We start from the raw sequence: 11,773 nt of genomic DNA on the forward strand, positions 1-11,773 counted from the left end.
ATGACCACAACCCTGCAACCTGAGGAATATCTCGCACGCATACACGAGCACGAGCAGCGTGCGGCTCCTTGGGCGGACGCCCGTGCGGCTCGGCGTGCGCATGGCGAGTACCACCCAGTATGGGACTTCCTCTTTGAGTACTACCCCGTTCGCCCATCGCATTTGAAGCGCTGGCATCCAGGGGTTGGGGTCGCTCTCGCGCAGGCTGCGGATACACCGCAAGCGTCTTGGCGCGACTACGTCACCACACCTGACGGAACCGTGGCCTTGGACGTGGACCTTTTCCTCCAGCATCGACGCAACGATGTGGAGATGGTTGGAAGGCTGCTGCGTGCCGTCGATACGCGTCCTGCCCACTTTGATTGCTTCGGCATGCACGAGTGGGCGATGGTGTATAAGACCGACCACCCACGTCACGATTTGCCACTTCGCCTTGGAGCAGAGGGCACCAACGACGTGGTTGAGTCTCACCACATCAAGTGCTCACATTATGACGCGTTTCGTTTCTTCACCCCTGCAGCGCGTCCGCTGAATCTGACTGTTCTTACTCGCGAGTCTCAGCCTGATCACGACCAGGCTGGCTGTGTACATGTCAGCATGGATCTGTACAAGTGGGCGTTGAAGTTAGGACCGCTGGTACCTGGCGAGCTTTTCCTGGATTGCTTTGAACTTGCGGCACGGGCTCGGCGCTTGGATATGGAAGCGTCGCCATACGACTGCCGAGAGTTGGGCTTTGATGTTGTCGCGGTAGAAACCGCTGAAGGTAAAGCGGAATACGTTGCGCGTCAACGGGCATTGGCTCAAGCCGCTGCTCCACTGCGCGCCAGGCTTGTCGCGACCGTAGAAGCTGCGTTGGACAGCTAAGCTCGGAGCAGGTTTTCTCAATCGTTCGACGTTGAAGGGGCTACGACCACAATGGCTAGGCACGCAAGCGGTAAAAACAATTTCAGGCTAGCGGGTTGGCTTATCGCCCTGCTTGTCGCTCTCGCTGTAGCTGCAGTGCTTGCAGTGGTTTTGTGGCAGCGCGACGGCACCGACTCGAGCGCTGCAGCTCCTGATTGCGTATCCGGTGATCTGGTTCTGCCGGTCGCCGCTTCCGATGAGAAAGTGGGCCGTGCACTTATCGACGACTACGCAGCCGCCAACCCCGTTGTCCGGGACTACTGCATCAAGCCGCAGTATGTTGACTCGATCAAGGAAGCAGCAGTCTATATCGCTCCGAATACCTCGATTACGCATACTGCGTTGAAGTCGGCTGAGCGCACTGCAGCGGTTGCTGACCCCCAAGCCGTCCATAGTGAACCTGTAGGAGTCGCTGGCACCGAACAGGTGAAGTTGGAGGACGTGAAGACCGAGTCTGTGCTATTCCCTGTTGAGGAAGAGCCTGAGGCTTCCGCGTTGGTGGCGGCAAAGGTCGCCGGCAACGACAATGATGCTGTGAAGGCCCTCACCGATCAGCGTCTAGGTAAGCTGGCGGACTTCGCAGGAGCAGACGGCAAGCTTGTGGCGACTGCGAAGGACAGTGTTCCGGAAGGTCTTACATTTACCTCAGTCGGCGCAGACATTGTTTACGCGGCGATCCCATTGAACCAGAACGACACAGTAAACGAGGATCAAGCGCGCGCTGGCCAGGACTTCGCACGTGCCGCAGCCGAGAAGTTCGATGGCTCCGAGAAAGATCAGCCGGTGATTTCGGATCTGGTCTGGGCTGCTGCCCTGCCTTCTGGTGGAGAGAAGCTCGGCGATCAAGCTGAGGCTGCAAAGGTGATCGAGCCGGTCAACACGTTGTTCCTGCTTGACACTTCTGAGGCAATGGCGCCGTTTATCGAGCCAGCCAAGGACGCGATTGGCAACACCGCGCTTGAACTTGCCGGTGCAGGGAAGGAAGTAGGTCTGTGGAACTACTCCTCACCGCTGACCCCTGGCGTGGTGAATGGTTTCCGCCAAAACATCTCCGTCTCCCCTGACGCGGAGTCGGTCAACGTGGCAGTGCGTCGCTTCCTTGTCGGCGGAGTCCCCCAGACCCGCGAAGCACTCCAGGCTGCGGCTGCTACATACGGCAACGCAAATGCGCCAATGCGAATTGTGCTCGTTACCACCGGCACCGCTGATGCCGGAGATGACGCAGCATTTATTGACGGCTTCCGGCAGGCAGCGGGCAACAACCTGGACCTGACTGTGGTGCGCGTCGGAGAAGGCGATCCGGATGCGGCACTCGAGCAGATCGCCAAAAAACAGGTCGATGCCAAGACTGCAGAGAACATCGCGGATGCGGTGAAGCAGGCCGCAGGGTTCTGACGACTAACATCGGCGAGCAACAAAGGCCCGGACTGGAGGGAGTACCCAGCCCGGGCCGTTGTTGTGTGGCCTGTTTAGGAAGTCTTGCGACGACGGCGATCAGCCAGTTCGTCGAAACCAATGACGTTTGGAGCGTCGATCTCTTCCTCGACGCGCTCGGAAGGGAACGCGGAGATAGTGCCGGTGAGTTCCTTCATAATCTGCGGCACCGCGATGCCGAACACGCCCTGGCCGCCGCCAAGGAGGTCGATGATCTCTTCGTTGGAGCGGCACTCGTAGACGGTTACACCGTCGGAGACCAGGGTGATTTCCGCAATGTCGGAGACACCGCGGTCACGCAGCTTGTCCACCGCGAGGCGAATGTTCTGCAGGGAAATGCCGGTGTCCAAAAGACCCTTGACGATCTTGAGTACCAAGATGTCCTTGAAGGAGTACAGACGCTGGGAACCAGAACCCTTTGCGCCACGGATCGACGGGCGAACGAGCCCAGTGCGTGCCCAGTAATCCAGCTGACGGTAGGTGATGCCTGCGACCTGGCATGCGATCGGTACGCGGTAGCCCACTTCGTCGGACGGGCCGACGTCGAAAAGCGATTCCTGCACCGCAGCCGAGGTGGTCTCCTGCTCGCCTACCTGGTTGAGATCGTTGATACTCACGTAATTACTCCCATGAAAGTTATATGAGGGCCTGCTGACTATTAAATGCCAAGCATAGGACCTGGGTCAAGAGTTTCACGCGCAACACGCCGAACTCTCAACCTCAACTTTACACTGAGACTTTATTTCGCCTCGTCTGCCCCATCGTCCCCATCAGTATCAGGAGTATCACCGGTGTCGAGGTCATCCACACCAAGATTGCGCATGAGCTCTTCAAAATCAGCGTCAGCCTGGGCGTCGCCGCTTGCTGAAACAGATTCCTGAGGATCAATGACCTTGAGTTCAGCACCAAGAAAACGCTGCGCGTCTTCCGGCGAAAGGTAGATCGATGCCTGGCTTGCTACGAGGTCATCAACGCTGAGTTCGTGGTCTAATTCAAGCGCAAGCAGAAGCGCGTCACTCGCCCGCAGGTCCAGTTCAGAGCCGTCCGCAAACGACACGGTTGCCATAAACATGCCCTCTAAGTACGAAGACAGCTCAATGGTTTCTACTGTTTTTCCGGTGTTGCGAATCAGATCCACAACGGCATCTATGGTGCGGGGGCGGATTGGCGACCAACCTGAAAGCCGGGCAGCCAATTCCCCACCCTCATGCGTTGGTACCCAGACAGGAATGCAGCGGCCGTTAGAGGATCGCTGCAGCAATGCGCAAAGGTATTGCTCGGGACCGACGGGGTACACCCCGACCAGCTCGACTGCTTCCATGACGACTAGTTGCCGGACTGCTTGCGCAGTTCGTTCTTCACCAGCGAAGCGTGCAGCGAGACCACCAGAGCGGACATCTGCTGGCCAATCTCTTCTGCTTGCTGCTGTGCATTGACCTTGCCGGACTTTGCAACCGGTTCGGTGACCTGACCGATCATGTCAGCCTGACGAGCAGCAGCGGTACGCAGCGTCTTCAGATGACGCGAGTCCAAGCCGAACTCAGCCAGGGACATTGCGGTAGTGACAGTGCGGACATCGTCGACATTGAACAGGCCTGCCGCGTCTGGGGTGATGAGGCCTACCTTGATGTATTCCTCAACCGTGGACTGCGAAGCCTGAGCCTGTTCCGCAACATCCACGTCGGTCAGGCGCGTCGGTGCTGGGGCCCGGAAGTTCTCTGGAGAGATCATCGGCTCAGCATCGTTTGCAGTCAGGATCGCGGTGACCTGGCCGGAATCCATGGCCTCGAGCTGTTCGCGGATCACCTTCAGCGGGAGGTAGTTGTCACGTTGGGTGACCAGAATGTAGCGCAGGCGCTCCACGTCCTGATCAGTAAAACGGCGGTAGCCCGACGCCGTGCGCTGCGGTGTGATCAGTCCCTCGGATTCGAGGAAACGGATCTTGGAGACGGTCACGTCCGGAAACTCAGTCCGCAAACGCTCAAGCACAACACCAATCGACATGGTCTTTGCCGGTTTGTTGGGCTTGGCTTGCTTCGCGGCCGTCTGCTGCGGTGCGGTTTTGCGGATTGCGCTCACGTGATCGTGCTCTTCTTCTCGTGGGACGTCGGTCTAAGGATGAACGGAAGTTTAGGCTTCCGCGGTGATGAATACGAGTCGGAACTTGCCGATCTGGATTTCATCGCCATTGGTCAGCTGCTGCGTGTTTCGCGGCTCGCGGTTGACGTAGGTGCCGTTGAGCGATCCGACGTCGACAACCTCGTAGCCATCCTCGTTGGCGCGGAACTCGGCGTGACGACGAGACACGGTCACGTCATCGAGGAAGATATCCGCCTCTGGGTGGCGGCCTGCCGTGGTCGACTCCTGGTCGAGCAGGAAGCGTGCACCAGCGTTCGGGCCACGCTTGACGACGAGCAGCGCCGCACCTTCGGGGAGGTTTTCGGTTCCTGCTGCGGAATCCACAGATGCCGCGGCACCAGATTCCATCTCCTTGAGCAGGTCTGCTCGGAATACCGAGGTGGTTTCGACCTGGTTCTGCGGCGTGTTGTCGCTCATGACTAACTCCTTGACTATCGAGTCGAGATTGAGAACTTCTGCAATAGTACCGCCCAAGTCGGGATTGGGTGGTGTTTAGTGACTTAACGGAAAATATTGCCGATGCCACTAATGACCGAATTGCCTGACCCGGCAAGCGGATTATCCGAAACCATGTAGGTCCATGTGGCGCTTGGTCGCTTCCATCCTGCATCAGCAAGATGCGCCCCGGATTCATCGATATCCACGGTGTTAAAGGTTTCTACCGCTTGGTCAACCGCACGGTTGGCGAGGTCTTTGAACTCGCGCACAGCAATGCGGTGGTACTCATCGATCGGGGTCTCGCGTGCGATAGCGCGAAGGTGAATAGATTCACGGACATCGTCCATCAGCGCGAGGTGTTCGGACCACTCTGCGTCGAGATGGAACAGCATGATTTCGCGCGCTGCTTGGTCGAGAGCCGGCTGCGGTAGGTGCGATAGTTCGGCGGCGCGCTGCGGGGAGCGCTCAGAGAGTTCTCGCCACGCTGTGTCAGTATCCAAAATGGTGGCGCGACGCTCGTCGAGAATGTCGCGGTGGTCTGCGAGAAGCTTGTTGTACTTCCACGTCTGGGAGTGGATCTCCAACAGTTGGCCTTCGGTGACGCGCTGGCAGTGCTCAACGAACTGCTGGGCTCGATTGCCGGTGAGGCGCCCATCCGGTTCAGGCTGCGCGGAGAAGGATTCGTCGGCCCCTCCGGTGGTGATGATGTCGTCGTCAAGGGAGACGAAGAACAAGCTCAAGCCTGGATCGCCCTGGCGCCCTGCACGGCCGCGAAGCTGGTTGTCCAAACGCGCGGTGCGGTGCCGCGCGGTGCCAATGACCGCAAGACCGCCGAGGGCGGCGACTTCGGCATGATCGTTCTCGTTCGCGCCGCCGAGACGGATGTCGGTGCCGCGACCGGCCATCTGGGTCGAGACGGTGACACGTCCGATGTCGCCGGCTTCTGCGATGATGCGTGCCTCTTCTGCATCGTTTTTCGCGTTGAGCACGTTGACGTCGATGCCACGCGCCTGAAGCGCCTCCGCGAGCGCTTCAGATTCGGCCACATCATGCGTACCCACGAGCACCGGCTGGCCAGTGTGGTGGATGTGCTCAATCTCGTCGACAATCGCCGCGTTCTTATCTGCCATGGTGGCGTAGATCCGGTCTGCCTCGTCGAAACGCTTGAGCTCGTTCGCTCGGTCGATAACGGAGACGTGCAGGCCGTAGAAACTGCGCAGCTGGTCGGTCGCCTCGACGGCGGTGCCGGTCATGCCGCACACGAGCGGGTAGCGGCGCATGAGCGCCTGCAGGGTGATCGAGTCTAGGATGCGCCCGCCCTCGGACACGTCGAGGCCTTCCTTCGCCTCGACCGCAGCCTGCAAACCATCTGGCCAGCGCTGGAGCTCAGCGACGCGGCCACGTGAGGCGTCGACAAGTGCGACCTTGCCGTCTTCGACGATGTAGTGGACATCGCGGATCAGCAGCGCCTTCGCATGCAGCGCCAGGTTCACGCGAACTAGTGTGGTGCCGATGTTTTCGTCGGAGTACAGCGAGTCGATGCCCAGCAACTGCTCGATCTTCTGTGCACCTTCGTCGGTAAGAAACGCGTTGCGCCCATCCGAATCGATGGTGTAGTCCTTGTCCTCCACCAGGTGCGAGACGGCCTCAGTGATCTGCCCGGTGGCCTGTTGGGCGCCTTCGGAGCCGGCGAGGACGAGTGGGACCAGGGCTTCGTCGACAAGCACACTGTCCGCCTCATCGACGAGGGCAACATCTGCCGGCGCCTGCACCGTCTGGTCGCGGGAGGTGATCTGGTTGTCGCGCAGGTGGTCGAAGCCAATCTCCGTCACCGGGGCATAGATGACGTCGCAACGGTAGGCAGCGATGCGCTCTTCGCGTGTCGACGACTCCGTCACCGCAGCCACCGACAACCCGAAAAACTCCACGAGCGGGCGCATCCACTCCGCGTCACGGGCGGCAAGGTAGTTGTTCACGGTAATCAGGTGGACGCGCTTGCCCTGCAGTGCGAAACCCGTGGCAGCCATCGCACCGACCAGGGTCTTGCCCTCGCCGGTAGCCATCTGGATCACGTCGCCCTCCAGCAGGCGAAGCACCGCCTGGTTCTGCACGTTAAACGGGGTCATGCCGAGCGTGCGTTGCGACGCAACGGACAACCCGGCGAGGAAACGAGACTTGTCCTTGACCTCCCCATCTGTGACGGCGGCGCGGACGGTTTCGGCGAGCGCGGTGTCGTCGAGAAGCGAAAGCTCCTCAATGAGCCCATGTGCGTCAGCGACGACAGCCTTGGACTTCTTGTTGTTGCGCTCCGCCGTGGAGCCCATGGCTTTCCAGAACCAGTCGAATTTGCCCATAAGGCTCAAGGATAATGCGGTTTGACGCAACGTTCCGCTGAAGGGGTGCGCCAACGTGCGAAATTGATGGTGACACGATTACGCTGATGGTCAAAATTAAGGAGGGAAGCCAAACCATGCTGTCTATGAACGTGAAAGTCCCCTCGTCAACGGGGAAAATGATGGCAGGCACCATCGACCGACCGGACGGGCCGGCCCAGGCATACGCGATCTTCGCGCACTGCTTCGCCGGGTCCCGCCACACGCCGGGCGCATCGCGCATTTCCAAGCGCCTGACCGAGCACGGCATTGCCACGCTTCGGTTCGACTTTCCGGGCCTCGGCCAGTCTGAAGGCGAATTCAAAGACACGTCGTTTTCGCAGAACGTCGACGACATCGTCGCCGCAGCGCAGTGGCTGGAGGAGAACTACAAGGCCCCGCAGCTGCTGATGGGCCACTCCCTCGGCGGCGCGGCTGCGCTGAAGGCAGCAACCCGCCCTGAGCTGAAGAAGATGCTCAAGGCGGTGGCCACTGTGGGCGCGCCGTTCGACCCCGCCCACTCGGTGCTGCACTACGCACATTCCATCGGCGACGCCGACATGCACGGCTCCGTCCCTGTCACCCTCGGCGGGCGCGAACTGATCATCTCGCGCGAATTCCTCGAAGACCTCGCAGAGACCAACCCAGAGGAATACCTGCCGAAGTTGCGCAAGCCGTTGCTCATCGTGCACTCGCCTATCGACGTCACCGTCGGTATCGACAACGCGCAGAATATTTTCACCAAGGCCCGCTACCCCAAGTCACTTATGACGCTGGACAAGGCAGACCACCTACTCACCCGCGAAGGCACTGCACAACGCGCTGCAGACATCATCGGGTCCTGGGCCGTGCAATACCTCCAGCCACTGTTTGTGCCAGCGAAGACCACCGACGACAACGCGGTGTCCTACTCTGCCCGCGGCACGAAGTACGGCGACGTGGTGCGCACCTCTAACCGCGCCATCACCACGGACCGCTCGAAGAACACCGGAGGCAAGGGCCAGGGTGTCACCTCCACAGGCCTGTACATGTCCGCACTCGCCGTGTCCTGCTCCCAGGCAGTGCGCGAGGCAGCCAAGGGCATGTCGCTTGACGACGTCCGCGTGGAAGTCAACCACAACGGCGACGGCACCTTCACCCGCCTGATCACCCTCTACGGCGACCTGACCGATGACCAGGTAGAAACCCTGCGCGCCGCCGGTGCCGCGTCCACTGTCGACGGCTACGTGGCCAAGAGCGAGATCGAAACAACTGCGGAGACCGCCTCGCTTGAGCGCCGTCGTCGCCAGAACCAACTGCACCGCGCAGAACGGTTGGGCAAGTAATGGCTGACGTTAAGGGCTCTGGGGGCGCTGCTGGCACCGGTGACTTGTGGAGCGAAGTACGCGGGCTTTGCCGATGTGGGCTTGGCATGCCATATGAAGCCTGCTGCGGCCGCTACATTTCCGGTACTGCGAAAGCCCCGACCGCTGAGACCCTCATGCGGTCGCGCTACACCGCCTTTGTCATCGGCGACGGTGACTACATCGCCCGCACCTGGGCACCGGAAAAGTTGCCCGCCGGCCTCGACGTGAATCCTGAAGGCGAGCCGTTTACCCGCCTGATCGTCCTGGAAACTGAAGGCGGCGGCCCCTTCGACGCCGAGGGTGTCGTGACCTTCGAAGCCCACTACCCCGGCGGTTCCCTCCGCGAGCGCTCCACCTTCGAACGGCGCGACGGCGCCTGGGTTTACGTCGACGGCGTAGTTCGGTGACCAGCCAGTTTTGGGCGCGTATGACAGTGTTGTAATATCGGGCGAGTTACGGTTTCAGCCTCGCGCTGAGCAGTAACGGATCGGGCTGTGGCGCAGTTTGGTAGCGCACCACACTGGGGGTGTGGGGGTCGCAGGTTCAAATCCTGTCAGTCCGACAAAACACCCCTGGGGCTGCGGCGATAAACGCTAGGCCCCAGGGGTATTTGCGACTGTAGGTTAAGACACGATCTTGCCGTTCGCGTCGTAGGTGTAGAAGCCCTGCCCAGCCTCCAGGCCGGTCCTACCTTCTGCGACCATCGGCTTCAGTGTCGTCTCAACGAAATCCTTCTGCCACTGCGGGGCATTCTCGTTGGACTCGATCACGGCGACCAAGGTGCGCACGCCGACGAGGTCCATGATCTCAATCGGCCCGCGCGGGGAGCCGGTGGAGTTGCACCAGTCGCGGTCGATGTCGACGGGGTCAGCGATGTCGTGGTGCAGCAGGTACATGCCGGCACTGAGCAGCGGCACCAGCAGGGTGTTCAGCACGTAGCCGGGCTGCTCGCGCTTGAGCGGGACCGGTACCATGTTGATCTGCTCCGCAAACTCCACGAGTTGGTCCACATACTTCGGGTCAGTGCCCTCGTGAGGCATGATCTCGGCGGTGTTCTGAATCCAGATGTGGTTGGCAAAGTGCAGTGCCAAGAAGCGCTCCGGCGCACCCGTCGCGTCCGCGAACTTGCTCGGCATGAGCGTCGACGTGTTGGTGGCAAAAACGGTGGTCTCCGGGGCGTACTGCCCCACTTCGGCCCAGACCTTGCGCTTGAGCTCGAGGTTCTCTGGGATCGCCTCGATGACCAGGTCCGCGTTCGCTAGCGCTTCCTTAAGGTCCGAGGTCTGGGTGAGGTTTTCGTGCGCCGCCGCGATGGTTTCGTCGTTCGCGGACTCGAGCTCCGCCTTCATCTGTTCACCGATGGCATCGAAACGCTGTTTGCCGGCCGCAAGGGCTTCGTCGTTAATGTCGTAGGACAGTACCTTCTTTCCCGCGAACGCAGAGCAAAAAGCGATCTGCGCGCCCAGGACACCTGCACCAAGTACTGTTACGTTATTGAATGTCATGCCCGTCACGTTACTCCTGTTTATGTGACTTTCACAGCAGTTCTAGTGTGAAGTTTTACGCAAGCGACGCCCGGTCCACCGCCATGAGACCTGTCGCTGCCCGCCGGCCCAGCTCCACGTAATACGCCGCGTGCCTCAACCGCGCCTCAAAGGTGTCCGACTCGAGTGCGCGCTTGACCTTTGCCGGCACACCTGCTGCAAGAGAGAACTCCGGCAACTGCTGCCCCTCCAGTACCACTGCCCCGCCGGCAATGATGCTGCCCTTGCCGATGCGCGACCGCGACAGCACCGTCGCATTCATCCCGATCAGACAGCCTGGCTCGATATAACAACCGTGGATCATTGCAAGGTGGCCAATCGTCACGTCCTCCTCGAGCACTGTCTCCCCATCCGTGTCCACGTGCAGGACTGAGCCGTCCTGCACGTTCACACGCGCACCGATACGGATTGCGCCCACATCGCCACGGATGACCACGCCGGGCCAGATGTTGGCGTCCTCGCCGATCTCTACATCGCCGATAATCGTCGCCTCGTCAGAGATGTACGCCGATGGGTGAATCTTGGGGGTTTTGCCCTCGAAGCTATAAATCATGCGTTCCAGTGTGCCGGAATTGCCCAACGCGTGGCGCTGAAACGTGCGTAACCGCGTCTGTACGGGTGGTCGTCGTCAAGCAGTGCGCTACTGCTGCGTCGCCCGGCCGAGCCGGAAGAACTTCAGCATGGCGTCGGTGGCGAAGCCTTTCGGCACCGTCCCAGATGAGTCGCCGGCGCCGCCTGGCCACACGTGGGGGCCATTTTCGATGCGGTAGTGGGCAAGTTCGGCGTCGCACCTCGACCAACGCTCTCGGATGACGCCCGGGGCCACCTCAATATCTTCGTCGCGTGCTGCACAGTGGTTGCGTGATGCGGACTCGTGAAGCATTTCCTCCACCGAGTTGTATGCCGTGGCGTGGCGTTGCCCGCCGTTGTAGGCGATGACATTGTCGCCCGTGCCGTGGAAATCGACGTGCATCATCGGGATCTGGGAACAGCCTGCAGAAACGCGTTGATAATAGGCGCCCGCAACTGTCGCGATACCAGTGAATGCCTGCGGCCGTTGGCAACCCACAAATGCGGCGAAACCTCCGCCGTTAGAGAAACCTGCGGCAAAAACACGAGAGCGGTCAACTGAAAACTCACCTTCAATCTCAGCCAGGACGGCGTCGACGAACGCCAGGCCTTGCTCCCCAGAAGTCGAGGCGTACGGTGCAGGCGCCCAGGCAGAATCTTTGCCGTCGAGGTACGCCACAATGGCGTCTGCGGCATCGAGCCCGGAGTTTTTTCGGATCTTTTCGGCGTCTTCCTTATAGCCGTGGAACACGAAGATCACTGGCAGACGGTCACGCTGACGCGCTCCCGCAGGGGTAGAGACGATGTAGTCGCGTTTCATCCCACCTGCGGTGATGTTGCGATGTTCGCTGCCTGGCGGCCCCCATGGTTCGACCTCGCGCACGTCGTCCGCAGCGGGCAGTGCTTTGGTTGTTACCCCGGGTTCCTTGACCCCTCCGTCCCCTCCGGAGCAGCCGGTGAGTACGAGCAGGACTGTGGACAACGCCGCCGCGGTGACGGTTGAAACTTTGCCCATTACGTCTGCTGC

The 11,773-nt window shown here is 60.5% G+C and carries 12 protein-coding genes and 1 tRNA gene; 5 read left to right on the forward strand and 8 right to left on the reverse strand.

What is annotated here, in order from left to right; all coding sequences use genetic code 11:
* Both HMPREF3145_RS10685 and HMPREF3145_RS10690 read left to right on the forward strand, forming a co-directional pair.
* Positions 1 to 864, forward strand: a complete 864-nt coding sequence (locus HMPREF3145_RS10685) for a 3-methyladenine DNA glycosylase (RefSeq protein ID WP_070423206.1) — start codon at positions 1 to 3, stop codon at positions 862 to 864.
* Between the two features lie 51 nt (positions 865 to 915).
* A complete protein-coding gene (locus HMPREF3145_RS10690; protein WP_070423207.1) occupies positions 916 to 2,298 on the forward strand; it encodes a vWA domain-containing protein in 1,383 nt (460 codons plus the stop codon).
* 74 nt (positions 2,299 to 2,372) lie between these two features.
* Here the strand turns inward: HMPREF3145_RS10690 and HMPREF3145_RS10695 are convergent, their stop codons facing one another.
* The 5 genes from HMPREF3145_RS10695 to secA2 all read right to left on the reverse strand — a co-directional run bounded on the left by HMPREF3145_RS10695 (position 2,373) and on the right by secA2 (position 7,268).
* Positions 2,373 to 2,948 (reverse strand): MerR family transcriptional regulator, encoded by a 576-nt coding sequence (locus HMPREF3145_RS10695; RefSeq protein WP_070423253.1) that lies wholly within the window; start codon positions 2,946 to 2,948, stop codon positions 2,373 to 2,375.
* A 128-nt stretch (positions 2,949 to 3,076) separates the two neighbouring features.
* On the reverse strand, positions 3,077 to 3,658 hold the full coding sequence (locus HMPREF3145_RS10700) for a bifunctional nuclease domain-containing protein (protein WP_070423208.1): 582 nt from the start codon (positions 3,656 to 3,658) through the stop codon (positions 3,077 to 3,079).
* A gap of 5 nt (positions 3,659 to 3,663) precedes the next feature.
* Positions 3,664 to 4,416: a transcriptional regulator FtsR gene (locus tag HMPREF3145_RS10705; RefSeq protein WP_070423209.1), complete on the reverse strand. Its 753-nt coding sequence runs from the start codon at positions 4,414 to 4,416 to the stop codon at positions 3,664 to 3,666.
* A gap of 51 nt (positions 4,417 to 4,467) precedes the next feature.
* A complete protein-coding gene (gene odhI / locus HMPREF3145_RS10710) occupies positions 4,468 to 4,893 on the reverse strand; it encodes an oxoglutarate dehydrogenase inhibitor Odhl (protein ID WP_070423210.1) in 426 nt (141 codons plus the stop codon).
* Between the two features lie 83 nt (positions 4,894 to 4,976).
* A complete protein-coding gene (gene secA2 / locus HMPREF3145_RS10715; RefSeq protein ID WP_070423211.1) occupies positions 4,977 to 7,268 on the reverse strand; it encodes an accessory Sec system translocase SecA2 in 2,292 nt (763 codons plus the stop codon).
* 116 nt (positions 7,269 to 7,384) lie between these two features.
* On the opposite strand from secA2, the gene HMPREF3145_RS10720 reads away from it, so the two are divergent.
* The 3 genes from HMPREF3145_RS10720 to HMPREF3145_RS10730 all read left to right on the forward strand — a co-directional run bounded on the left by HMPREF3145_RS10720 (position 7,385) and on the right by HMPREF3145_RS10730 (position 9,194).
* Complete coding sequence (locus tag HMPREF3145_RS10720; protein WP_083279529.1) at positions 7,385 to 8,611, forward strand: bifunctional alpha/beta hydrolase/OsmC family protein; 1,227 nt, start codon at positions 7,385 to 7,387, stop codon at positions 8,609 to 8,611.
* A gap of 86 nt (positions 8,612 to 8,697) precedes the next feature.
* The gene (locus HMPREF3145_RS10725; RefSeq protein ID WP_070423212.1) at positions 8,698 to 9,039 is read left to right on the forward strand and encodes a YchJ family protein; all 342 of its coding nucleotides are present in this window, start codon (positions 8,698 to 8,700) and stop codon (positions 9,037 to 9,039) included.
* An 81-nt stretch (positions 9,040 to 9,120) separates the two neighbouring features.
* Positions 9,121 to 9,194: transfer RNA gene (locus HMPREF3145_RS10730), tRNA-Pro, on the forward strand.
* Between the two features lie 61 nt (positions 9,195 to 9,255).
* Here HMPREF3145_RS10730 and HMPREF3145_RS10735 read toward each other — a convergent pair.
* The 3 genes from HMPREF3145_RS10735 to HMPREF3145_RS10745 all read right to left on the reverse strand — a co-directional run bounded on the left by HMPREF3145_RS10735 (position 9,256) and on the right by HMPREF3145_RS10745 (position 11,761).
* Entirely contained in the window at positions 9,256 to 10,146 is an 891-nt protein-coding gene (locus tag HMPREF3145_RS10735) for a 3-hydroxyacyl-CoA dehydrogenase (RefSeq protein WP_371325715.1), read from the reverse strand.
* 46 nt (positions 10,147 to 10,192) lie between these two features.
* A complete protein-coding gene (locus tag HMPREF3145_RS10740; RefSeq protein WP_070423214.1) occupies positions 10,193 to 10,729 on the reverse strand; it encodes a gamma carbonic anhydrase family protein in 537 nt (178 codons plus the stop codon).
* An 87-nt stretch (positions 10,730 to 10,816) separates the two neighbouring features.
* Positions 10,817 to 11,761 (reverse strand): CE1 family esterase, encoded by a 945-nt coding sequence (locus HMPREF3145_RS10745; RefSeq protein WP_083279530.1) that lies wholly within the window; start codon positions 11,759 to 11,761, stop codon positions 10,817 to 10,819.
* Between the last annotated feature and the right edge of the window lie 12 nt (positions 11,762 to 11,773).

Origin of the sequence: Corynebacterium sp. HMSC05C01 (genome assembly GCF_001807155.1) — a bacterium.
GTDB classification, from domain to species: domain Bacteria; phylum Actinomycetota; class Actinomycetes; order Mycobacteriales; family Mycobacteriaceae; genus Corynebacterium; species Corynebacterium coyleae.